Raw genomic sequence first — 23,501 nt, 5'->3', positions numbered from 1 at the left:
TTCACACCACCCTAGTCAGCCGACTGGTCCCCGGTCGCCCGGCAGCACAAACCCTCCAGGTCACCCGGCGTGTCGCCGCCGCTGCCGGCGGTGACCCGAAAGGCCCCGGAAACGCCGAAGCCCCCGGCACCGTGGGTGGTCGGTGCCGGGGGCTTCGGATCAGGCTCAGTTGAACGAATCGCCGCAGGCGCAGGAGCCCGTCGCGTTCGGGTTGTCGATCGTGAAGCCCTGCTTCTCGATCGTGTCCACGAAGTCGATCGAGGCGCCCTTGAGGTACGGCGCGCTCATCCGGTCCGTGACGACGCTCACACCGTCGAAGTCCGCGACGACGTCCCCGTCGAGCTGACGCTCGTCGAAGAACAGCTGGTACCGCAGGCCGGAGCAACCGCCCGGCTGCACGGCGACGCGCAGCGCGAGGTCGTCGCGACCTTCCTGGTCCAGCAGCGCCTTCACCTTCGAGGCGGCCCCGTCCGTCAACAGGATCCCCGTCGCGGCGGCGGTGGCCTGCTCGGTCTGCGCTTCAGTCATTCCTGACTCCAGTCATCTCTTGAGCGCCCGGCTGCTGATGGGCAGGCAGCCACGCGCGGAAAATCCGCTGTCAACACGGGCCAACACCTACCGGTCCGCGCTCATTCCCATGGTCGCACACCAATTTCGAGGATCAACAACTTGCCTCACCCACCGGGCAGGGGCGCTCAGCGGGCCCAGGTCCGGGCGACGCGTTCGGCGACCGTCGCCAGCGAGCCGTGCGGATCGGCGAAGGCCTGCTCCTCGCCGACGGCGTCGATCAGCGAGTACGCCGACTCGACGCCCATCGTGCGCATCTCCCGGGAGCCGATCTGCACCTTCCCGGCCAGGACGACGCACGGCCGCATCGCGTCGTTCGCGATCTTGGCGACCCCGGCGATCACCTTGCCGTCGCGGGACTGGAAGTCGAAGGCGCCCTCGCCGGACAGCACCAGGTCCACCCGGCCGGCCTTGTCCTTGAGCCCGGTCAGCTCGGCCACCAGGTCGATCCCGGAAACCCGCTCGGCGCCGAGCAGCAGCAGCGCGTACCCGAGTCCGCCCGCGGCACCGGCGCCCTTCTGGTCGGCCGTCTTGCGGTCGGCGAGCTCGGCGAAGTGGGTCAGCCAGCCGTCGACGACCGGCTTGCGTTCGTCGGTGACACCCTTCTGCGCGCCGAAGATGTTGGTCGCGCCGCGCAGCCCGAGCATCGGGTTCTCGACGTCGCTCGCGGCGACGAACTCGATGCCCGCCATCCGCGTCTGCGCCGGTTCGAGGTCGACCGCGGTCAGGCCGGCCAGGCCGGTCGCGCCAGCGTCGAGGCTGCCGCCGGCGCCGGTCGCGCCGAGTGCCGCGAGCAGACCGGCGCCGGCGTCGTTGGTGCCGGAACCGCCGAGACCGAGGATGATCCGCTTCGCGCCGGCGTCGACCGCGGCGGCGATGAGCTGACCGACGCCGTACGTCGTACCGTCCTCCGGTCGTCGATCCGCCGGCTCGACCAGGTGCAGACCGCAGGCCTGCGCTGTTTCGACGTACGCCGTCTCGCCCGCGACCAGGACGGTCGCCGGGACCTCACCGCCGAGCGGGCCGCGGACGGTCACCGACAAAAGGGTGCCGTCGACAACGGCCGACAGGACGTCGATGAAGCCCGGTCCCCCGTCGGCCATCGGCGCCACCAGCACCTCGGCCTCAGGATCCCTGCGCCGCCACCCCTCCTCGATCGCGGCCGCAGCCTCGACCGCCGTCAACGTCCCAGCGAACTTGTCCGGAGCAATCAGCACGCGCATGCGCCCATCCTCGCAAACCCGTCCCCCGTCGCGCGCCACCGCGGCCATCTGCCGGACGCGCCTCTCAGCGCGATAGGCCGGGCCTATCAGTTCGGCTGCGGGTCTATCAGTCCGGCTGCGGGCCTATCAGTTCGGCTGCCTGGCAATCCAGCTGGGCCGATCAACCCGCCTGTACCTGTTGCCCGGGTGTGCCTCTCACCTCGGCCCTGCTTGGTGACCGGCCGTGCCTCTCACCCCGGCCGCGCCTGGTGACCGGCCGTGCCTCCCACCCCGGCCGTGCCTGGCGACCGGCTCTGCCTATTGTCAACAAAAGGTCGGGGCCGCCCGGTAGCGTGCGCCCGGTGCAGCCCACCGTCGCGGAGGCGATCGCTCTCCAAGAGGAACTTCGTCTGATTGTCGACACCACCGACCGCGACTCAGGCGTGCCGCGGTACGTCGCCGGGCTGGACGTCGCGTACGACGGCGACGAGTACGTCGCGGCGGTCGTCGTACTGGCCCGCGTCGAGAGCCTCCCCGGCCCAGACGGTCCCGGCGCAGACAGTCCGGGCGCCGACCGCCCGGGCGCAGACCGCCCGGGCGCAGACCGTCCGGGCGCAGAAAATCCCGGCGCAGAAAATCCCGGCGCCGACGTCCCCGGCGCAGACGGTCCGGGCACAAACAGACCCGGCGCAGACGGTCCCGGCGCCAACGTTTCCGGCTATGACGGCCCGGAGATGAAGCGGGCGGACGGCGGGCTCGCGGCCGGGCTGCGGGAGGTGGATCGGGCTGTGGTGCGGGGGCGGACGTCCTTCCCGTACGTCCCCGGGCTGTTCGCGTTTCGTGAGGTGCCGGGGTTGGTGGCCGCGCTCGAGCGGCTGCGGGTGACGCCGGACCTGTTGGTGTGTGACGGGCAAGGGCTGGCGCATCCTCGAAGGTTCGGGCTGGCCTGTCACCTGGGAGTGGTGACGGGGTTGCCGAGCATCGGCGTCGGGAAGACGGCCTTCGTCGGGGACTGGGAGGAGCCGGGGCCGGAGCGTGGCGCGGCCAGCGATCTCGTGCTCGAGGGCGAGGTCGTCGGGAAAGTGCCGCGGACGCAGAACAAAACCAAGCCGGTGTTCGTCTCAGTGGGGCATCTGGTGTCTCTGGGGACGGCGGTGGAACGGGTGCTCGAGCTGGCGCCGCGGTTCCGGTTGCCGGAGACGACCAGGATGGCCGACCGGGCCTGTCGGGACGGTCTGGCGGGGTGAACTGGCCGGGAGGGTCTGGCCGGGTGAACTGGCCGGGACGTCTGGCAGCCGATCACCAACCGGCTCACTCCGTTCGGGTGAACTGGCCGGGACGGTCTGGCCGAGCGACCGAGCGGACCGAGCGGACCGACCGGGCGGACCGGCCGGGCGGACCGGCCGGGCGGACCGGCCGGGATGATCGGGCCGGGCGGGATGGTCTGACCGGCCGGGATGGTCTGGCCGAGGGCTGAAGGCTGAGGTGCCGGGTGACGTGCAGGAACTACCAAGGAGAGTGGATGACGATGCACGAGTACGACGTACGGACTGACACGAGAGCCCCGCTGCGGCCGGGGGCCTCGGCGGCGGTGCTCGACGGGGACCGGTTGTTGCTGACCCGGCGGAGTGACAACGGCGAGTGGTGCATGCCGGGCGGTGGGATCGATCCGGGCGAGCGGCCGGCTGAGGCGGCCGAGCGAGAGGTCCTGGAGGAGACCGGGTTGCGGGTGCGGGCGACCGGGCTGCTCGGGGTGTACTCCGACCCGGATCTCGTCGTCGTCTACCCCGACGGGAACCGGGTGCAGATTCTCGGCATCCTGTTCCGTGCCGAGGTGGTCGAGGGGTCGGCCGGGCTGTCGGACGAGGTGACCGAGGTCGGCTGGTTCACGGCGGCGGAGGCCGCCGAGCTGACGGTGATCGCGAATCATCGACCGTTGCTGCCGACGGCGTACGGCGAGGCCGGGATCTACTTCAACCAGCCCGCTAGGCCAGATACTGCGTGACCGCGTTCGCCGCCCGGCGGCCGGAGACGAGGGCGCCTTGGATCGACGCCGTGTCGCGGTGGTCGCCGGCGATGAACCGGCCTTCGCCGAGGTCGACCGGGCGGCGCGGGGTGAGCGGCGGCGCTTGATGCGGGAGCGCTTCAGCAATGTCGTGCCGTACGACGACCTGCCACGCTCCGGCCGAGCGCCCGTACATCCGGGTCAGCTGGAGCCGCACCTCGCTCTCGGCGGCATCGGTCGGCCAGAGCGTGGTCGCCTGGATCAGGTGCTGGCCGGGCGGCGCGTACGACGGTGCGACGTTCGAGATAACGGCCGTGTTGACCACCGGGCCGCCGCGGCGGCCGTCGATCACGAGCAGCTTGTCGGTCCGCGGCGGTTCGTCGGTGGTGAACCAGTAGGTGCTGAGGCCCTTGAGCTGAGGCGCTCGGACCTGGAGCAGCTCGGCCGCTGACGACGGGTCGGTCGCCACGACGACGGCTCGGGCTCGGAGCTCGCCGTTGATCGTCCCGACGGCTACGTCGTCGCCGGCTCGGACGGAGGTCACCGGGTGCTCTAGCTGCACGGGATCGCGCAGGCGGCCGGCCAACTGCTCGGGTAAGGCAGCCATTCCGCCGGCGGGGAGGCTGGGGGTGCCGAGGAGGAAGCTGCGGAGAAGCAGGCGGACGAATGCTGCGGAGGTCGAGCCGTCTGCTTCGGCCAGCACTCCGGAGAGGAACGGTTCGAGGATCTCCCGGCGAAGGCGGCCGTCCACCCCGGCGCGGTCGAGCGATTCCCGGAGAGACAGATCTCCCGAGTCGGGCTGACGAGTGGAGCGCCCCGAAGCCTCGGCGCCGCTGCCGGAAGCAGTCCCCGTGCCGGAAGCACTCCCCTCGCCGGGAGCACTCCCCGCGCCCTGAGCACTCCCCACGCCGGCGGCCTCGGCCAGGAGGCGGTGGACCGGGCCCAGCGCTGGGGCAGTCCACGCAGCCAAGCGGGCGAGCTCGAAGGGCTGGATATAGCCGCTCACCAGGGACCTGGCCAGCAGGCTCGGGCTGCGGCGCGGGTCGGCGACGACCGTCGTACCGGCCACTCCGGCGACGGCCACGCCCGCGGTGAACGACTGGAGGTCAAGGGCCGGCAGGTCGACGTACCGGCGTACGGCGGGATAGGCCGGGTTGAGCAGCTGGAAGCCGCGGTCGCACAGGTAGCCGTCGAGGCGATCGGTGCGGACCCGGCCGCCGACGGCGTCAGCGGCCTCGAGGACTGTGACGTCCAGGCCTCGGCTCTGCAGAGTGAGGGCGCAGTTCAGCCCGGCGAGTCCAGCTCCGACGACGATGACGTCTGTCATCTTCCGATGCTTGCACACCCGGCGATCAGGACCGGTGATTTCGCATGATGGGCAGTGAGGTGCACCACGCGGCACGGAGGCGTCGGCGTGCGACGATGTTGACGTGACGACGATCGCAGACGGCCCGAAATCCCTTCCGCTGCTGTTCCTTGGCCGCGACACCGATCCGCACTCCGAGCGTGGTGTCGAGTGCCCGGGCGCTCTTCCGCCGGCCTCCGACCCGGACCTGGTCGAGCGGGCGACGAAGGCCAAGGCCGCGCTCGGTGACCAGGTGTTCGTGCTCGGGCACCACTACCAGCGCGATGAGGTGATCCAGTTCGCGGACGTCACCGGCGACTCGTTCAAGCTCGCCCGCGACGCGGCGAACCGGCCGGACGCGCCGTACATCGTGTTCTGCGGCGTGCACTTCATGGCCGAGTCCGCCGACATCCTCACCAGCGAGAACCAGACGGTGATCCTGCCCGACCTCGCGGCCGGCTGCTCGATGGCCGACATGGCGCGGATCCAGCAGGTCGAGGCGGCCTGGGACGCCCTGGCCGACGCCGGCGTCGCGGACGTCACCGTCCCGGTCACGTACATGAACTCCAGCGCCGACATCAAGGCGTTCTGCGGCCGCAACGGCGGAGCGGTCTGTACGTCGAGCAACGCCGACGTCGCGCTCGACTGGGCCTTCCAGCAGGGCGAGAAGGTGCTGTTCCTGCCCGACCAGCACCTCGGCCGCAACACCGCGGTGCAGAAGATGGGGATCAGCCTGGACGAGTGCGTGGTGTACGACCCGCACAAGCCCGGCGGCGGTCTGACGCGTGAGCAGCTGGCGGCCGCGAAGATGATCCTGTGGCGCGGGCACTGCTCGGTCCACGGCCGCTTCACGCCCGAGTCGGTCGACGACGTTCGCGCGCGCGTCCCCGGCGTGAAGGTGCTGGTGCACCCCGAGTGCCGCCACGAGGTCGTCACCAAGGCCGACCTGGTCGGCTCGACGGAGTACATCATCAAGGTCCTCGACGAGGCCGAACCCGGTACGTCGTGGGCGGTCGGCACCGAGCTGAACCTGGTCTCCCGCCTGGCCAAGCAGCACGCCGACAAGAACGTCGTCTTCCTCGACAAGACCGTCTGCTACTGCGCGACGATGAACCGCATCGACCTGCCGCACTTGGTCTGGACCCTGGAGAACCTGGTCGCCGGTCACGTCGTCAACCCGATCAAGGTCGACCCCGACACCGAGCACTACGCCAAGATCGCCCTGGACCGCATGCTGGCCCTGCCGGGCAAGACGGCAAGAGACTGATAGCAGGCGGGTGAGCGACTCGGCGTACCACCTGGTGGCGTTGGGCCGGGTTGTCTCGGAGGCAGTGGCTGTTGTCGATCGGCTGTTCGAGTTCCACGGGTCCGAGTGGACGTCGAGTATGAGACCGACAGCCACTCCCTGAAGGGCGTCGCCACCCGCGAAGGGGACCGGCCGGCTTTCGGGTGTACGTCGAGACGCGTTCAGGCGACGGCGAACTGGCGCACCGGCTGGCTGCTCGGGCCAAGCTCAGCGTTCTTGCCGATCCCGAGCACCTCTGACGGGCGCCACTCAGGAGTTGGTGACGCGGGCGTCGGCGTACCAGGTGGTGAGCAGGTCGGGGAGGCGGTCGGGGCCCCAGCGGTCGACCGGGGTGATGCGGCCGTTCAGGGACGCCAGGCCCTTGGCGAGTTCGCCGACGACGTCGCCTCGCCAGTTGACGGCGACGCCTTCGTCGGGGCCGACGATGACGGACGGGCCGCCTCGGTCGACGCAGACGACGGGGCAGCCGCTGGCGAGGGCTTCGGTGACGGCCCAGCCCGCGGCCTCGCGGAGGGCGGGGGCGAGCAGGGCGTCGGCGCGGAGCAGCGAGGCAAGGACCTCCTCGCGCGGGAGCTGACCGGTGAACTCGACGCGGTCGCGGACGCCGAGGTCCTCGGCGAGGCGTTCGGCGCGACGCCAGTCGGGGCCGTCGCCGATCACCCGGAGCTCCCAGTGGGCGGCCTCGGGACGGGCGAGCGCGCTGATCGCGATCAGCAGGCCCTTCCACGGGATCAGCCGGCCGACGAACAGCGCGGTCTTCACGCCGGGCCCGCCGAAGGGCTCGTACGGGCCGGAGGCGCTGGCGAAACGCCGGATCGCGACGTTCGGCTGGACGACGATCTCGCGCGCGTGCGCTCCGAAGACCTCGGCGACATCCTTGTTCTGGGCAACGACCAGGTCCGCGCGCTGCGCGAGCTGCCGGCCGATCAGCCGCCGGGCGACACCGGTCCACGCGCGCCGGACCAGCTCCCCCACGACTCCGCTCGACCCGAGCCAGTGCGCCATCGAGAGCGGTACCGCGGTCGATCCGCCGACCGGTCCCCAGATCACCTTCGCCGACGTACGCCGTACGACGCCCGCGGGCATCCAGTCGACCGCGAACGTCAGGTGGTGGATCACGTCGAACGACAGTTCCCGGTGCAGCCGCTCGGCGACCTGCCCGGCCTTGCGCTGCCACAACGGGTAGTACCAGTAGACGTCCGCGTGCCGGCGCCGCAGCTTGAGCAGGAGCTTCGACAGCTCCAGCGGTACAACGGTCAGCCCCGGCACCGGCCGGACCGCGAGCTCCTCGTCGATCTCGTGCGCGAACTTGCCGCGGGTCAGCAGCCAGACATCGTGGTCCCGCGCGGCGGCCTTCGCCCAGGCCCACCCTGCGCCCGGCTCCGAGCCGCCCGTGGGGCGGCACGCGTACGCGCTGACGAGGATCCGCCGCCGCGCCGGCACCGCGGCCGCCGCACCGCCGGCACCCGGCCCGGTCGCCGGCGAAGCGTTGCCGGCCCGCCCGGTCCCGGCGCTCGCCGCCGGTCCCGCGGCGGTTCCAGTTCCAGCGTCGTCCACCGGATCACTCACAGCGTTCCCTCCAACAGCCGGCGCAGGTCCGTGCTGGACGTCGACGCCGTGTACGGGAAGTAGTGCACCCGCGCCCCGACCTCGCCGAGCAGCTTCTCCAGCCGGAGCCCCTTCTCGGTGCCTTTCCAGTCGTCGCCCTTGAACAGCACGTCGTACCGCAGCTGCTTCCACATCTCGAACTTGTCGCTGGACCAGTCGCTGACCACCTCGTCGACGATGCCGATCGCGCGCACGACCTCCATCCGTTCGTCGTGCGGTACGACGGGCGGCCGGCCCTTGATCCGGGCGACGACGTCGTCCTCGACCACGCCGGCGATCAGCACGTCGCAGTGCTCGCTGGCACGGCGCAGGATGTTCAGGTGCCCGATGTGGAACATGTCGTAGACGCCCGGGGCATACCCCACGACACCCATCAGCCCCGCACCTCCGGCGACACTGTTGCCTTGGGCACCAGTAGCGCCATCTCCCGGTACCACTTGGCGATCGCCGCCAGCAGGAACAGCAGGTTCGCCAGCAGCATCAGCCCGTACAGGACGCCGAAGACCGTCGGCCACCCGAAGGTCAGGAACACCAGGCAGAGGATCCCGTAGTCGGTCGGCGCGATCACCAGCGACTTCAGCACCGAGTCGCCGCGCACGTTGGCCGTCGACGCGCCGTGCCGCCGGCGCAGCTGGTCGATCAGGATCAGCCCGAAGAACATCACCGCCGACACGCACAGGTAGGCGAGCGGGACCAGCAGCACCAGTTCGTTGCTGAAGGCATCGAATCGGTAGAACGAGATCAGCACCGCGGAGTGCAGCAGCGCGATCTTCACGCAGTCGATCATGTGGTCGAGCCACTCACCGAGCGGCGAGCCACCGCCGCGCAGCCGCGCCAGCTGGCCGTCGGCCGAGTCGAGCGCGTACCCGAGCACGAGCAGGGCCGTGACCACCAGCGCCAGCGGCAGGCTCGGCTCGATCGTCGCGATCAGCACGATGCCGACCAGCGAGCAGAAGCCGCTGGACAGGCTGACCTGGTTGGGTGTCCGGTTGAGCAGGAACGCGCCGGCGGCCAGGTACCGGCCGAGCTTGCGGTTGACGAACCGCGAGTACGCCGGCGTACCGGCCGAGGGCTTCTGGGCGCGCGCGAGCCGCGCGACGGCGTCGCCGTACGAGCTCATGCGACGGAACTGCGCGACTGCCGCTGGTCGATCGCGGCGCGCAGAATCTGGCTGCGGGACTCACGACGGCTGGGCAGCTCGCTGATCAGCTCGGCGGGGATCCCGCCCAGCTCGTCGGCGGCCAGCACACCGTCGGTCCCGTCAGCGGCGAACACGGTCCGTATCCCGCGGCCTGAATCAAATCCGTCGCCGGTCAGCCATCCGGCCTCTTCCACCACGACAACCTCGTCCACGCACCGCAGTTGCTCGAGGATCTGCGCGCGCTCGACGACGGGCACGAACGGCCGCGCGCCCCAGGCGTCCAGCGCCCAGTCGTCGGTGAGCACGCCGACCACGAGCCGGTCGCACTGCTGCTGAGCCTGCTCGAGCAGGTCGAGATGACCGACGTGGAACAGGTCGAAAACTCCGGTCAGATATCCGATGCGTTGCGGCACCCTGCGCTCCCCCACTGAGCCCCCGCGGACTCGTCCCCTCCGACGCATCCGAACCCGCTCGGGCCGGTACGGCGAACACTTGTGCAACGAACTCCTGGTGAACGTCCGGGCAACCGGTCCCCACCAGCTGGTGACGAGACCCCCCTCGCCTCCGCGCACTTTACACCGAGTAATCGCCGTCGGCCTAGCGATTCGGCTCTGCGGGTTGCGCGGCGATTGCTGCCCCGGCAGGTAGTCCGAGGGCAGGCGGCCCGGTCAACGGTCGGCCGCGTGCCGCGCGATCGCATCGGCGTAGATCCTCTCCGTGGCCGCCAGGTCGCGCTCCGGGGTGAAGCGCTCCACATAGACCTGACGGGCCCGCTCGCCGCAGGCTATCGAAGTGGCCGGGTCGGTGATCAACCGCAGTGCCTTCCGCAGCCCGTCCGGGTCGCCCGGCTCGGCCAGCGCGCCGGTCTCGCCGTCGTCGACGAGCTCGGCGAGCGCGCCGATCCGGGACGCGACCACCGGCACACCGTGGGCGAATGCCTCGACCACCACGAGGCCGAACGTCTCGTAGGAACGAGCCGGTACGACGACCGCGCGCGCCGTACGGACGACCTCCATGCTCTCGGCCCACGGCAGTGACCCGAGCACCCGCACGGACGGATCCGCCGCGGCGCGCGCGTCGGCCGCCGCGCGCAGCGGCCCGTCGCCGACGACGACCAACTGCCCCAGCGACGAGTCCCAGGCCTCGAGGAGGTCGGCGAAACCCTTCTCCTCGGTGAGCCGGCCGAGGAAGACCACGGCCTCCCCCGCACCGTCGCGGACCTGCCCGGCGAACGGGACCGCGTGCGGTTTGACGACGATCTGCTCGGGCGCGAACCCGCCGGCGACGTACCGGGACCTGACGAACTCCGACGGGGCGATCAGCGTCGTGACGTACCGCTGCCAGGTGCGCAGGCCTTGGTGGACAGTGATCCCGGCGACCAGCGGCAGGCTCTGCACGGTCGACTCGCGGTAGCAGCCGTGCACGGCGCCGCGCCACGGGATCTTGCCGACGCAGGACTCGCACGGTCCGCCGTCGCGCTGCAGGACGCCGTTCGCGCACATCAGGCGGAAGTTGTGCAGCGTGGCCACGACCGGAAGGCCGGCGCGGTACGCGGACCGCAGCACCGAGGGACTCCACAACGGGAACGTGTTGTGCACATGCACGATGTCCGGACGCGATTCCTGCAATCGGAATGTTAAATCGCGTTCGGCCGAGAATGACCATACGGAGCGGAACGGTAACAGCGCGCGATCTTTTCGATCCATGTGCGCGATCGAGTCACTGTTCTGCGCGTAGAGCTCAACAACATGTCCTGAACTACGCAAAAAATCAGCCGTTTGATCGACCACGGTGTTTTCACCACTGGGTTGACCCGAACGATAACGGTTGTGCAACATGGCGACCCGCATGGCACCACCTTAGATCTTCCCGGTGGTGACAACTGGTACGTGAGGCCGCACCTGGGGACGTTTCACCGCGCGCCGATACACCCGGAGGGTGCTTTGAGAAGGACGTCGTCCAAGAGGTTGCTGTTCGCAGCTGTCGTCGCCACGGCGGTCGCTGTCGTCACAGTCGCCTATCCCGTCGTCTCCAACCAGAAGAACGCGGCAACCGCCGGAAAGTCACGCACGACCGATCAGGACGCGGCCGCCGGCGCGGGAATTCTCCCGTCGCAGCGGCCGACGACGAAGCCGACGAAACCGGCCACGACGCAACCGCCCGGTACGGCGAGCAAGCCGCCGACCGTCGTACCGTCGAAGAAGCCGAAGCCGTCGGACCCGACCGGCAAGCCGACCGTTCCCGAGCCGACCGCCACCGGTAAGCCGGTCGTCGTCCCCGGCAAGGGCAGCGCCGGACCGGCGTACGCGGGTGCGTGCGACGGGGTCGCGATCAAGCCGGGCCAGAACGCCCAGTCGGTCGTGAACTCCAAGCCGGCCGGTACGACGTTCTGCTTCACCGCCGGTCTGCACCGGATCGGCCAGACGATCCGGCCGAAGGCCAACCAGACCATCGCCAGCGACGAGCGCGCCGTACTGACGGGCTCCGTCCCGCTGACCGGCTGGGCCCGCTCCGGCGCGGCCTGGGTGACCCGTGGCGCGCTTCCCTCGGCGTACGGCAAGGCCGGGCAGTGCGAGGACAACAAGGCGAACATCTGCAGCCTGCGCGAGCAGGTCTACCTGGGCGGCGCGCACCTGCCCCGGGTCGGCTCGGTCGCCGCGGTCAAGAGCGGGACGTTCTACGCCGACTACGCCACCAACGCGATCTACGTCGGCAGCAACCCGGCCGGCAAGGCCGTCGAGATGGCGAGGACCGCGACCGCGATCGAGTCGAACCAGCCCGGCGTCACCGTGCGCGGGCTGACCGTCGAGCACTTCGCCAGCCCGGCCCAGGCCGGCGCGCTGGTCTCCGGCCCCGGCTGGAAGGTGAAGGCCAACGAGGTCCGCTGGAACAAGTCGGTCGGGCTGATGCTGGTGAAGGCGAACAACGCGCGGATCGAGCGCAACCTCGTGCACCACAACGGGCAGCTCGGCCTCGGCCAGTACAACTCGCTGAAGGCCGACGTCACCTCGAACGTGATCAGCCAGAACAACACCGACGGCTTCTGGATCGCCGACTGGGAGTCCGGCGGGATGAAGTCGACCCGCTCGTCCGGCACCGTCAGCGGCAACCTGATCCAGGCCAACAAGGGTGTCGGGATGTGGGCCGACGTGGCCGACGACGGCCGGGTGATCAGCGGCAACAAGATCGTCTCCAACGCCGCCGACGGGATCCGGTACGAGATCAGCCGCAACGGCACGATCGAGAACAACACGATCACCGGCAACGGCTTCGGCACCGGGCGTGGCTCCGGTACGTCGCTGTGGGACGGCGGCGGGATCAACGTGAACACCTCGTCGAACGTGACGGTGCGCAACAACGTCGTCAGCGGCAACGTGAACGGGATCTCGATCCAGTCCCGGACCCGGGGCGACGGGCCGTGGGGCAAGTACCTGCTGCGCAACGTCCGTGTCACCGGGAACTCGGTGCAGATGACGGGTGGCACGCAGGCCACCGGCATGGTGCAGAACTCCGGCGCCGAGGTGCCGGCCGGGCAGTTGGTGTTCAGCGGGAACCGCTACCAGCTCGACCAGCTCGCCGCGCAACGCTTCGCCCGGTTCGGCACCAAGCTGACCGCCCAGGGCTGGCGCGCCGCCGGCCACGACACGGCCGGGAGCTTCGCGACGAACTGACACTGACTTCCCAGCCCGATGCCCCGGGCACCTGTTCTGTTGTGCACGACTCCAGCGTTTGCGCTGGGCACCGGAGTAGGGGCCGGGGGCAACGGTTGCGGAGAAGTGCCGATTTCGCTGGCCACCGCCTCGGTGGTCAGGGAGGCCTGATCGGCATTGTGGGGGAAGGCGGACGCGACGAACTTCGCGTCCTGTCACGACTACTTCAAGCAGTAGTTTTCTGGGGAAGGCCGCACCAGGGGGGTGCAACGTTTTCACCCATCCCCGAAGGGTCCTCGAGTGAAGAAGTCACTGACCATCATCTCTGTCGCGGCAGCCGGTGCGGTCGCCGTCACAGGGATCGTCACCGGAACGGCGTCGAACATCGCTTCGGCGTTCGGCCCGGACCACAAGGCGGAAGGTTCCGGCATCCTGCCGGGCGACAACCCGAAGCGCCCGCGGCCCCGGCCGCGACCGACCGTCACCCGGCCGACCGTGACGATCCCGACGGTGACACCGCCCGCGTCGCCGACCAAACCGCCCACCACCGCCCCGACCACGCCGCCGGTGACCACGCCGACGCAGCCGCCCACGACCACGCCGAAGCCGCCGACGCAGGGCGACTTCCCGGCGGGACCGTCGCAGGCGCCTGCCTGCTCCGGGGTCGTGGTCAAGCCCGGCGAGAACGCCGCGCAGATTGTTGACAATGCTCCGGCCGGTGCGACGGTCTGCTTCGCGGCCGGCGTGCACCGGATCGACCGGACGCTGCGGCCGAAGGCCAAGCAGACCCTGGGCAGCGACCAGGGCGCCGTACTGACCGGGTCCGTCCCGCTGACTGGCTTCACGGCCGACGGTGGCGACTGGGCCGTCAAGGGCGTGCTTCCGAAGGCGTACGGCCAGATCGGGCAGTGCGAGGACAACGTCGCGAACATCTGCCACCTGCGCGAGCAGGTGTTCCTGAACGGCGAGCAGCTCAAGCGGGTCTCGTCGCGCGACAAGGTGGTGCCGGGAACCTTCTACGGCGACTACTCCGGCAACGCCGTGTGGATTGGTGACAATCCGGCCGGCAAGTCGGTGGAGATGTCCAAGACGCCGACCGCGATCGACGGTGGGCAGTCCGGGGTCACCGTGCGCGGGCTGACGATCGAGCACTTCGCGTCCGCGCCGCAGGCCGGCGCCGTCGTACTGGGCGGTGGCTGGACCGTGTCGGCGAACGACATCCGCTCGAACCACGCGGTGGGCGCGATGCTGGTCAACGCCGACGGCGCCAAGCTGGAGAAGAACCTGATCCGGTCCAACGGGCAACTGGGTGTCGGCCAGTACAGCACCGCCAACGGGTCGATTGTCGGCAATCAGATCAGCGGGAACAACACCGACGGCTTCTGGATCGCCGACTGGGAGTCCGGCGGCATCAAGACCACCTGGTCCACCGGTGGCTCGGTCACCGGCAACCTGATCCAGGCCAACAAGGGCGTCGGCCTGTGGAGCGACGCGTACGACGACGGGCGGACCTTCGCGAACAACCAGATCGTCGACAATGCTGCTGATGGCATCCGCTACGAGATCGGCCGCAACGGCGTGATCGAGAACAACACGATCACCGGCAACGGCCTCGGCACCGGCCGCGGCTCGGGCAAGTCGCTCTGGGACGGCGGCGGGATCAACGTCAACACCTCGACCAACGTCCAGGTCCGCAACAACACCCTGTCCGGCAACGTCAACGGCATCTCGATCCAGTCCCGCACCCGCGGCAACGGCCCGTGGGGCCTGAACGTCCTGCGCGACATCGTCGTCACCGGCAACAAGGTGAGCATGAAGGGCGGCACCACCGCCACCGGCATGGTCCAGAACGCCGGCGCCGCGATCCCGGCCGGCGAGGTCACCCTCAAGGACAACCACTACACCCTCGACAGCCTGACCGCCGACCGGTTCCAGAAGTTCGGCCAGTGGTTCAGCGCCACCGAGTGGAAACAGTCCGGCCTCGACACCAACAGCAACTTCACCACCGGCTGACGAGTACCACATGCCCCGTCCCGCCGTCCCGCTCGCCCTGCGAGCGGGGCGGCGGTGTTTTGGGGCGGCGGTGTTTTGGGGCGGCGGTGCTTCGGGGCGGCGGTGCTTCGGGTGGCGGTGCTTGAGGCAGCGTGCTACCGGGCAGCGGCGCCGTGAAGCAGCCCATGCTGTGAGGCAACCTCGCCTCGACGCAGCCGTGCTGTGAGGCGGCGCGACGAGCGCGGTCGATCTGCGGGTTGAGGCCCGGACCCCGGTCAGCCGCCGATCGAAGGAGCGCCACCGATCGGCCCTGTCGTGAGGCGGCGCGACCAACGCGGTCGACCCGCAGGTCGAGCCCCGGAACCTGGCCAGCCCTCGATCGAGCAACTGCCGCCGATCAGCCGTGCCGCGCGGCGGACGTGGTTTGGGGCGGCGGTGCTGTGGGGCGGCGGTGCTGAGCATTCCTGTCGGGGTGAGTCAGCGGACTGGCCACGGCGTGGGCAGCGCAGGACCGCGCCCGGTGTGGAGGAGCCGGCCTGGCAGCGGCGCAGTGTTGAAGGAGTTGGAGGCGCGCGGCGACCGAACGACCGCACCGGTGGCGTGCCAGCGCGCCACCACGTCCTCCTCGTACGTCGACGCCGCCCGGATCGACACGCTGTTGTCAGCTTGTTCACCAGTTGACGGAGCGTAGTTGCGCAGCGGGGAGATGATTGCACCCCGCAACCGAGTAGACGCCTAAGGCAACTTAATAGGGGCAAAACGCAACAGAATGTGTTGCGGAGGGCACGCGGGGTACTAGTCTGCACAAGTAGTTGCACCGGGGGGTGCCGATGGACAGTCACGCCCCGGAGGCCCGACCACATGAGCAAACAAGTGACGATTCTCGCCGCGACCGCGCTCAGCGCTCTGACCGTCGTCGCGGTCGTCAGTACGACCGTACAAGCCGCTGCGTCGCCGTTCGAGCCGGCTCCCACCAGGGTGCCGGACAGCGCCATCAGTTCACCAAGTGTTGCCGATGACGCAGGCGTTGCAGACGAGGAGTCTGATCGCCACGGGTATGACACCCGCTGGACCGAGGCAGCGGGCTCGTCGATGCCGCGGACAACGATCGCGACCCCCGCCGTACCGCGGACAACGATCGCGACTCCCGTCGTACCGCGTCCGACCATCACGCTGCCGACCATCACCTTGCCGATCATCACGCCGCGGTCGAGGCGCCCTTCGCCGCCGCCCCCGGTTCCGGGCGCGAGTTTCGCGGTAGGTCCGTCGCAGGCGCCCGCCTGCTCAGGTGTCGTGGTCAAGCCGGACGAGAACGCGGCCGATATCGTCGACAAGGCCCCGGCCGGCAGCACCATCTGCTTCGCTGCCGGGCTGCACCGAATCGACCGGCCGCTGCGCCCCAAGGCGAAGCAGACTCTCGGCAGCGACCAGGGCGCCGTACTGACCGGATCCGTCCCGCTCACCGGCTGGACCGCGAACGGCGGCGACTGGACGATCAAGGGCGTGCTGCCGAAGCCGTACGCGCAGATCGGCCAGTGCGAGGACAACGTCGCCAACATCTGCCACCTGCGCGAGCAGCTGTTCCTGAACGGCAAGCACCTGAAGCGGGTCGCGACCCGCGAGAAGGTCGTGCCGGGCACCTTCTACGGCGACTACGCCGGCAACACCGTGTGGATTGGAGACAATCCGACAGGCAAGTCGGTCGAGATGTCGAAGACGCCGACCGCGATCGGCGGCGGGCAGGCGAACGTGACCGTGCGCGGGCTGACCGTCGAACACTTCGCGTCGGCACCGCAGGCCGGGGCGGTCGAGCTGAGCGGCGGCTGGAACGTGTTCGCCAACGACATCCGCTGGAACCACGCGGTCGGCGCGATGCTCATCAACGCCGACGGCGGACGGCTGGAGAAGAACCTGATCCAGTCCAACGGCCAGCTCGGCATCGGCCAGTACAGCACCACGAACGGGTCGATTGTCGGCAATCAGATCAGCGGCAACAACACCGACGGCTTCTGGATCGCCGACTGGGAATCCGGCGGCATCAAGACCACCTGGTCCAAGGGCGGCTCGGTCAGCGGCAACGTGATCAAGGCCAACCTCGGCGTCGGCCTGTGGAGCGACGCGTACGACGACGGGCGGACTTTTGCCAGCAATCAGATCGTCGACAATGCCGCCGATGGGATCCGGTACGAGATCGGGCGCAACGGCGTGATCGAGAACAACACGATCACCGGCAACGGCCTCGGGACCGGGCGTGGCTCCGGCCGCTCCCTGTGGGACGGTGGCGGCATCAACGTCAACACTTCGTCCAACGTCCAGGTCCGCAACAACACGGTCGCCGGCAACGTGAACGGCATCTCGATCCAGTCCCGTACCCGCGGCAACGGCCCGTGGGGCCTGAACGTCCTGCGCGATGTCGTTGTCACCGGCAACAAGGTGACGATGAAGGGCGGCACGACGGCGACCGGCATGGTGCAGAACGCCGGCGCCGCGATCCCCGCCGGCGAGGTGACGCTGAAGGCGAACCAGTACTTCCTGGACAGCCTGTCCGCGGACCGGTTCCAGAAGTTCGGTCAGTGGTTCACCGCCAAGGAGTGGCAGCAGTCCGGCCTCGATGCCGACAGCAACTTCCTCCTCGGCAAGCGGATCATCCGCTGAGCGGCGGCCGCGTTCTGCGCTGAGCGGCGACGCCGTTCTGCGCTGAGCGGCGTTCCGGACGGTCCGGGCGGTGTGCCGGACTGTCCGGGCCGGGGCGGCCTACTGGACCTTCCCGCGTCGGGGCGGCGTACCGGACCCTCCTGCGCCGGGGCGGCCGTGCCGCCCCTCCCGCGCCGGGCGGCGTGCTGGACTGTCCGGGCCAGGGCGGTGTGCCGGACCGTCCGGGCCAGGGCGGTGTACTGGCCCTCGCGTGCCGGGCGGCGTGCCCGACCTCCGGGCCAGGGCGGCGTACTGGACCGTCCCGCGCCGGACGGCGTACCGGCTCGCTCGGGTATGCGGGCTCGCTTGCTCGGCGTGCCCGCCTGGGGAGGCGGGCTCGTCTTGCTCGGCACGCCCGCCCGAGTGGGGTGCCCGGGGTGCTCGGCGTGCTCGGGAGCCCGCCTGGCTCGGCATGCTCGCCCGGGTATGCCGAGCCGGGGCGCCGGGGCGCCGGGGCGTGCCCGGGGTCCCGGGGTCCCGGGGTCCCGGGGTCCCGGGGCCCCGGGGTGCCGGGGTGCCGGGAGTGCCGGGAGTGCCGGAGTGCCCGGCTGGCACGGCTGGGGCGCGGGTGTTAGCGGGTGAGGTGGGTTACGTGGTTTACCAAGAGGGTGCGGAAGGGGTTGCTCTGCTGGAGGTCCTTGGGGAAGACCGTGTCGACGGCTAGCAGGGCGTCGACCAGGGCGGTGGGGGTAGCTGCGTTCGCGGTGGCTGACTTGAGGCGGTCTGCCTGCGGGTCGTCGACCGTGGTGCTGCGGGCTACGTAGACCATCCACGCGGCGACTGCGAGCGCTGCTGAGGCCGGTTCGGCGTTGGCGGCCAGACGGTCCTGGATGGTGCCGAGCAGGCGGACGGGGAGTTTGACCGAGCCGTCCATCGCGACCTGGGTGGTCTTGTGCTTGAGCGCCGGGTTGGCGAAGCGCTCGAGCACCGACTCGCCGTACGACGCGAGGTCCAGACCGTCGGGTGGGGTGAGGGTGGGGATGACGTCGGTGCTGATCAGCTCGCGTGCTGTGGCGGCGAGCTCGTCGTCGCGGACTGCTTCGGCGATGGTCTCGTACCCGCGGAGGGCGCCGAGGTAGGCGAGCATCGAGTGGGTCGCGTTGAGCATCCGCAGTTTCGCCTGCTCCCACGGAGCGACGTCCGCGGTGAGGACCGCGCCGGCGGTCTCCCACGCGGGGCGGGCGCCGGCGAAGTGGTCCTCGATCACCCACTGCAGGAACGGTTCGGCGACGACCACGGCCTCGTCCCGTACGCCGAGCAGTCGCGCGGCCTCGTCGCGGTCGGCGTCGGTGGTGGCGGGGACGATCCGGTCGACCATGCTCGCGGGGAACGCGGCCGCCTCGAACTGCTCGCCTCGCAGGCCCGCGGCGTCGGCGTACTCGTGCACGAGTCGCTGCAAGAAGGGGCCGTTGGCAACGAGGTTGTCGCAGGAGAGGATCGTGAGCGGTTCGCCGGTACGGCGCGCGAGGCCGGCCGCGAGCTGGCCGACGACGGTGCGCGGCGGGCGTCCGGTGAGGTCTGCCTGGATCTCCGGGTCGGACAGGTCGAGCCCGCCGCCGGAGGCTGCGCGGTAGCCCTTCTCGGTGACGGTCAGCGTGATCACCGATGTCCGATTGTCAACAATCCGCGCAACCACTGCGTCCGGGTCCTCCGGCGCGGTCAGAACCTCGCGGATGCTGCCGATCACCTCGATCGAGGTCGAGTCGGTGCCGCGTGTCAGGACGGAGTACAGGCCGTCCTGCGGCGCGAGCTGCTCCCGTACGGCGGCCGACCGCTGGCTGATGCCGGCAATCCCCCACCGGGTCTCCCCGCTGAGCTGGGCGGCCCGCTCGGTGAACACCGCCTGGTGCGCCCGGTGGAAGGCGCCCAAACCGAGGTGGACGATTCCGACACTCAGCTCGCCGGGGTTGACCGCCGGCTTGGTCGGCAGGTTGTTCAGGCTCAGGCGATTCATCCGGACCTCCGTGGGCGCGGTCGGGTGGTTGTCGGGGGTGCTCATGCGGAGACCTCCGTGAGTGCGGGCGGCAGATTGTTGACAGCGCTCACGCGGGGACCTCCGTGGCCGCGGTCGGCTGGGGGCTCACGCGGAGACCTCCGTGAGTACGGTCTGCAGATTGTCGACAGTCCTCACGGGCGACCTCCGTGGCCGTAGTTGGCCGGTTGACGGCGGCGCTCCTGCCGCGACCTCCGTGGGCGCGGACTGCCAGTCGTCGGCGGTGCTCACGCGGAGACCTCCGTGAGGCGCGGTCTGCAGATTGTCGACAGGGCTCACGCGGAGACCCCCGTGGGCACAGTCTGCAGATTGTCGACAGGGCTCATGCGGAGACCTCTGTCGTGGCGGCGTGGGCTTGAGTCTGGGCCAGGGTTGGCACGTGGCCGGTGCCGCCGAGGCCGCCTACCGAGAGGGACGCGGCGGCCACGCCGAGGCGGACTGCGGTGAGGAGGTCGTCGCCGAGCGCCAGGCGGGCGGTGACGGTGCCGGCGAAGGAGTCGCCGGCGCCGGTCTGGTCGACGACGGCTGGGGCGGGGATGACTGGCACCTCGGTCAGGCGACCGGCGTCGTCGAGGAGGATGCCGTTCTCGCCTCGGGTGAGTGCGACGGCTTGGATGCCGAGGCTGCGGAGCGTCGTACAGGCTGTTGCCGGGTCGTCGATGTCGGCGACCAGTTGGGCTTCGCGGGGCCAGCCGGGGGTGATCAGGCGGGTGTACGGCGCGACGGCGCGGAGGTGGTCGGCGGCGCCGGCGGCGGAGACCAGGCGGGGGCGCCAGTTCGGGTCGTACACGAAGCACTTGCTGTGCTGGGCCGCCACGCGGACGGCCTTCGCGGAGAGTGGGGAGATGGCGCAGGCGATGCCGCTCGCGAGTACGGCGCCGACCTCGGAGACCAGGTCCAGCGGTACGTCGCCGGGGCCCAGGCCGGAGCCGGCGCTTCCTCGGCGTACGTAGGTGAACTCTCTCGCTCCCGACGGGTCCGCGTGCTGGAGGTAGAGGCCGTGCTGGCCCTTCACGCGGCGGACGAGCGTGGTATCGATGCCTAGGGCAACCACTCGGTCGAGGAGGCGGTCGCCGAGCTCGTCGTCGGGTACGCGGGCGAGGAGGGCCGTCCTGGCACCCGCGGCAGCCGATGCGGCCGCGGCGTTGAGGGCGTCGCCGGAGAAGTTGAGCGTGAGGTTGGTCCCGGCGTCCAAGGGCTCGGTGGAGCTGAGCTCGACGAGGATCTCCCCCAGCACCAGCACATCGGGCATCACCATCAGAAGTACCTCCAAGGGCGGGTCGGGGGCCGGGGCGACGAAAGGCGGGTCGGGGGCCGGGGCGACCAAGGGCGGGTCGGGGGCCGGGGCGACGAAGAGCGGGTCGGGGGCCGGGTCGACCGAGGGCGGGTTCGGGGCCGGTTCATCGGGGGGCCTCGGTGGTGGAGGCTCGGACCAGGAGATCGCCGGGGAGGACTCGGCGCTCGGGGGTGGTGGCCGGATTGTCGAGGAGGGTGAGGAGGAGCTCGACGGCCAGGCGGCCCGCTTGCTGCTTGGGGAGACGGATGGTGGTGAGGGCAGGGTGGGACATGGCCGACATCGCGATGTCGTCGATGCCGACCACGCTGATGCGGGCGGGGACGGGGATGTTGCGGGCGTGGAGGCGGGCCAGGAGGCCGATCGCGACGAGGTCGTTGTAGGCGATCACTGCCGTGGCGCCGGTGGCTACCACCTGGTCGGCGGCGGCCATGCCTCCGTCGTAGTGCGGCGGGAAGTGGCCGACCTCGACGAGGTCGACGCCATGGGCCGCGCTGGCTTGGGACAGGCCCTGGCCTCGTTGGTCGCTGGACCAGGAGGCCGCGGGGCCGCCGACCCAGGCGATGCGCTGGTGGCCGAGGGCGGCGAGGTGGGCGACTGCTTGGCGCATGCCGTCCTCGTGGTCGAAGACGACAGCGGGTAGATTGTCGACAATCCGGTTGAGCAGTACGACGGTGGTGTTGGCGGCGATCGCCTTCAGGTGCTCGGCGTCGGCGCGCGGGGAGCAGAGGATGAGGCCGTCGACCTGCTGCGCGAGAGCGCGGACAAGGTCCAGCTCGGCGGCGACGTCCTCGTCGGTGTCAGCGACGAAGACCGCTACGTCGGCGGCCCGGGCGCGGGCCTGGACGCCTTTGACGACGCTGGGGAAGAACGGGTTGGCGAGGTCGGGCAGGACGAGGCCGATGTTGCCGGTGCGGCCGGTGATCAGGCCGCGGGCGGCCTTGTTCGGTTCGTAGCCGAGGGAGTCGGCGGCCGAGCGGACCCGGGCGCGGGTCGACGGGTTGACCAGGTCGGGCAGCGAGAGCGCCCGGGACACCGTCGAGGTCGACACCCCGGCCAACCGCGCGACATCGCGAAGAGTCGCCGCCATCGGTCACCTCCAAGCTAGGTCCGCCGAGTCTGCAAGCGATTGCAGCATGCTGTCAACCAGCAGGGCTCTTGTGCTTACCTGAGGCTACTGCAATCCTTTGCAGAGCCGTTGCAGTCGATGCTCTGGAGGACGAAATGCCGAAGGCTCTGCAGCCCCATCCGGATCGGGCGTTGCCGGCTGGTGAGGCCCGGGAGGTCGCGCGCCGGATCCATGCGTCCACGAAGGAGCTGCCGTTGCTGTGCCTGCACGGGCACGTCGACGCGGGGCTGTTCGCGAGTGACGAGCCGTTCGGCGACCCGGCCGAGCTGCTCGTCGTACCGGATCACTACGTCACCCGGATGCTGATCTCCCAGGGCGTCTCCCCCGATCGGCTCGGGCTGCCGCGCCGCGACGGGACGACGACGGCCGAGCCGCGGGAGATCTGGCGCGAGTTCTGCTCGCACTGGCACCTGTTCGCCGGTACGCCGAGCCGGTACTGGCTCGAGCACGAGTTCGCCGAGGTGCTGGGGCTGACCGTGCACCCGTCGGCCGAGACCGCCGACCTCCTGTACGACGAGATCGCGGCGCGGCTCGCCCAGCCGGAGTTCCGGCCGCGGGCGCTGCTCGACGCCTTCAACATCGAACTATTGTCGACAACCGACGCGGCGACCGACGATCTCGCGCCGCACGCGAAGATCGCCGCCGACCTGCCCGGGCGCGTCGTACCGACCCTGCGCCCGGACGCCGTCGTGCACGTCGACCGGCCGGGCTGGAGCGACCTGATCGCGCTGCTCGGTGAGCGCGCCGGCACGGACACCACGTCGTACGCCGGGTACCTGGAGGCGCTCAGGCAGCGCCGCCAGACCTTCATCGCGGCCGGAGCGCGGGCCACGGACCACGGACACTTCAGCGCGGCCGCCACTCCCCTGACCGACGCGGAGGCCGAGCGGATCTACGCCGACGCGCTCCAAGGCCGGGCCAGCGCCGAGGACGCTCAGGCCTTTGCCGGCAACATGCTGTTCCAGATGGCCGCGATGTCCGCCGAGGACGGGCTGGTCATGCAGCTCCACCCCGGTGTGCTGCGCGACCACCACCCGGGCGTCCACGCGACGTACGGGCCGGACCAGGGGCACGACATCCCGGTGGCGACCGAGTTCACCCAGTCGCTGCGGCCGGTGCTGGAGCGGTTCGGGCACGCCGAGGGGTTCCGGATGGTGCTGTTCACCGTCGACGAGACCACGTACTCGCGGGAGCTCGCTCCGCTGGCCGGTGTGTACCCGAGTGTCCGGCTGGGTGCGCCCTGGTGGTTCCTGGACAGCCCGGACGGCATGCGCCGGTTCCGGGAGCTGGTGACCGAGACAGCTGGGTTCTACAACACCTCGGGCTTCGTCGACGACACCCGCGCGTTCCTGTCGATCCCGGCCCGGCACGACCTGGCCCGGCGCATCGACGCGGGCTACCTGGCTGGCCTGGTCGTCCAGCACCGCCTGGACGAGGACGACGCCTTCCAGGTCGCCCAAGACCTTGCGTACAACCTGGCTCGTACGACGTACCTCAGCTAGATGTACTGACCTGTGAGGTTGGTGACGCGGGTGGCTGGTGGTTGGCCGCCGAGTGCGGTGTGGCCGCGGTGGT

At 70.3% G+C, this 23,501-nt stretch carries 18 protein-coding genes; 7 read left to right on the top strand and 11 right to left on the bottom strand.

Annotated features, from left to right (window positions below; genetic code table 11):
• Positions 1-165: 165 nt before the first annotated feature.
• Positions 166-528 carry an iron-sulfur cluster insertion protein ErpA gene (gene erpA, locus ACLQ2O_RS40545; RefSeq protein ID WP_184793950.1) on the bottom strand — a complete coding sequence of 121 codons (363 nt, stop codon included), beginning with the start codon at positions 526-528 and terminating at the stop codon, positions 166-168.
• Between the two features lie 167 nt (positions 529-695).
• Entirely contained in the window at positions 696-1,790 is a 1,095-nt protein-coding gene (locus tag ACLQ2O_RS40540; RefSeq protein ID WP_425842954.1) for a glycerate kinase, read from the bottom strand.
• A 341-nt stretch (positions 1,791-2,131) separates the two neighbouring features.
• Here ACLQ2O_RS40540 and ACLQ2O_RS40535 point away from each other — a divergent pair, with 341 nt between their 5' ends.
• A complete protein-coding gene (locus tag ACLQ2O_RS40535; RefSeq protein WP_425842952.1) occupies positions 2,132-3,016 on the top strand; it encodes an endonuclease V in 885 nt (294 codons plus the stop codon).
• 275 nt (positions 3,017-3,291) lie between these two features.
• Positions 3,292-3,774 carry an NUDIX domain-containing protein gene (locus ACLQ2O_RS40530; RefSeq protein WP_425842950.1) on the top strand — a complete coding sequence of 161 codons (483 nt, stop codon included), beginning with the start codon at positions 3,292-3,294 and terminating at the stop codon, positions 3,772-3,774.
• On the opposite strand, the gene ACLQ2O_RS40525 is transcribed toward ACLQ2O_RS40530, so the two are convergent.
• A complete protein-coding gene (locus ACLQ2O_RS40525; RefSeq protein WP_425842948.1) occupies positions 3,755-5,101 on the bottom strand; it encodes an NAD(P)/FAD-dependent oxidoreductase in 1,347 nt (448 codons plus the stop codon). The genes ACLQ2O_RS40530 and ACLQ2O_RS40525 overlap by 20 nt on opposite strands.
• A gap of 103 nt (positions 5,102-5,204) precedes the next feature.
• Here ACLQ2O_RS40525 and nadA point away from each other — a divergent pair, with 103 nt between their 5' ends.
• Positions 5,205-6,386 carry a quinolinate synthase NadA gene (gene nadA / locus ACLQ2O_RS40520; RefSeq protein WP_425842946.1) on the top strand — a complete coding sequence of 394 codons (1,182 nt, stop codon included), beginning with the start codon at positions 5,205-5,207 and terminating at the stop codon, positions 6,384-6,386.
• Between the two features lie 288 nt (positions 6,387-6,674).
• Here the strand turns inward: nadA and ACLQ2O_RS40515 are convergent, their stop codons facing one another.
• The 5 genes from ACLQ2O_RS40515 to ACLQ2O_RS40495 all read right to left on the bottom strand — a co-directional run bounded on the left by ACLQ2O_RS40515 (position 6,675) and on the right by ACLQ2O_RS40495 (position 11,012).
• The gene (locus ACLQ2O_RS40515) at positions 6,675-7,994 is read right to left on the bottom strand and encodes a glycosyltransferase (RefSeq protein ID WP_425842944.1); all 1,320 of its coding nucleotides are present in this window, start codon (positions 7,992-7,994) and stop codon (positions 6,675-6,677) included.
• Positions 7,991-8,407, bottom strand: a complete 417-nt coding sequence (locus ACLQ2O_RS40510) for an adenylyltransferase/cytidyltransferase family protein (protein WP_425842942.1) — start codon at positions 8,405-8,407, stop codon at positions 7,991-7,993. Before ACLQ2O_RS40510 ends, ACLQ2O_RS40515 begins: the two co-directional genes overlap by 4 nt.
• Positions 8,407-9,153 (bottom strand): CDP-alcohol phosphatidyltransferase family protein, encoded by a 747-nt coding sequence (locus ACLQ2O_RS40505; protein ID WP_425842940.1) that lies wholly within the window; start codon positions 9,151-9,153, stop codon positions 8,407-8,409. The genes ACLQ2O_RS40510 and ACLQ2O_RS40505 overlap by 1 nt, the downstream gene beginning before the upstream one ends.
• On the bottom strand, positions 9,150-9,587 hold the full coding sequence (locus tag ACLQ2O_RS40500) for an adenylyltransferase/cytidyltransferase family protein (protein WP_425842938.1): 438 nt from the start codon (positions 9,585-9,587) through the stop codon (positions 9,150-9,152). Before ACLQ2O_RS40500 ends, ACLQ2O_RS40505 begins: the two co-directional genes overlap by 4 nt.
• Before the next feature lie 255 nt (positions 9,588-9,842).
• On the bottom strand, positions 9,843-11,012 hold the full coding sequence (locus ACLQ2O_RS40495) for a glycosyltransferase family 4 protein (protein ID WP_425843041.1): 1,170 nt from the start codon (positions 11,010-11,012) through the stop codon (positions 9,843-9,845).
• A 129-nt stretch (positions 11,013-11,141) separates the two neighbouring features.
• Here ACLQ2O_RS40495 and ACLQ2O_RS40490 point away from each other — a divergent pair, with 129 nt between their 5' ends.
• The 3 genes from ACLQ2O_RS40490 to ACLQ2O_RS40480 all read left to right on the top strand — a co-directional run bounded on the left by ACLQ2O_RS40490 (position 11,142) and on the right by ACLQ2O_RS40480 (position 17,471).
• The gene (locus ACLQ2O_RS40490) at positions 11,142-12,845 is read left to right on the top strand and encodes a right-handed parallel beta-helix repeat-containing protein (protein ID WP_425842936.1); all 1,704 of its coding nucleotides are present in this window, start codon (positions 11,142-11,144) and stop codon (positions 12,843-12,845) included.
• Positions 12,846-13,124: 279 nt separating this feature from the next.
• Positions 13,125-14,837, top strand: a complete 1,713-nt coding sequence (locus tag ACLQ2O_RS40485; RefSeq protein WP_425842934.1) for a right-handed parallel beta-helix repeat-containing protein — start codon at positions 13,125-13,127, stop codon at positions 14,835-14,837.
• 840 nt (positions 14,838-15,677) lie between these two features.
• On the top strand, positions 15,678-17,471 hold the full coding sequence (locus ACLQ2O_RS40480) for a right-handed parallel beta-helix repeat-containing protein (RefSeq protein ID WP_425842932.1): 1,794 nt from the start codon (positions 15,678-15,680) through the stop codon (positions 17,469-17,471).
• A gap of 610 nt (positions 17,472-18,081) precedes the next feature.
• Here the strand turns inward: ACLQ2O_RS40480 and ACLQ2O_RS40475 are convergent.
• From ACLQ2O_RS40475 to ACLQ2O_RS40465, 3 genes are all read right to left on the bottom strand, one after another.
• Complete coding sequence (locus ACLQ2O_RS40475) at positions 18,082-19,509, bottom strand: mannitol dehydrogenase family protein (RefSeq protein WP_425842930.1); 1,428 nt, start codon at positions 19,507-19,509, stop codon at positions 18,082-18,084.
• Between the two features lie 316 nt (positions 19,510-19,825).
• The gene (locus tag ACLQ2O_RS40470; RefSeq protein WP_425842928.1) at positions 19,826-20,761 is read right to left on the bottom strand and encodes a sugar kinase; all 936 of its coding nucleotides are present in this window, start codon (positions 20,759-20,761) and stop codon (positions 19,826-19,828) included.
• A gap of 142 nt (positions 20,762-20,903) precedes the next feature.
• A complete protein-coding gene (locus ACLQ2O_RS40465; RefSeq protein ID WP_425842926.1) occupies positions 20,904-21,887 on the bottom strand; it encodes a LacI family DNA-binding transcriptional regulator in 984 nt (327 codons plus the stop codon).
• 134 nt (positions 21,888-22,021) lie between these two features.
• Here ACLQ2O_RS40465 and uxaC point away from each other — a divergent pair, with 134 nt between their 5' ends.
• Positions 22,022-23,428 carry a glucuronate isomerase gene (uxaC, locus tag ACLQ2O_RS40460; protein WP_425842924.1) on the top strand — a complete coding sequence of 469 codons (1,407 nt, stop codon included), beginning with the start codon at positions 22,022-22,024 and terminating at the stop codon, positions 23,426-23,428.
• Positions 23,429-23,501 lie beyond the last annotated feature (73 nt).

The sequence above is a fragment of the Kribbella sp. DT2 genome (assembly GCF_049844575.1).
GTDB lineage: Bacteria > Actinomycetota > Actinomycetes > Propionibacteriales > Kribbellaceae > Kribbella.
This window is presented reverse-complemented; position numbering and strand designations above follow the sequence as displayed.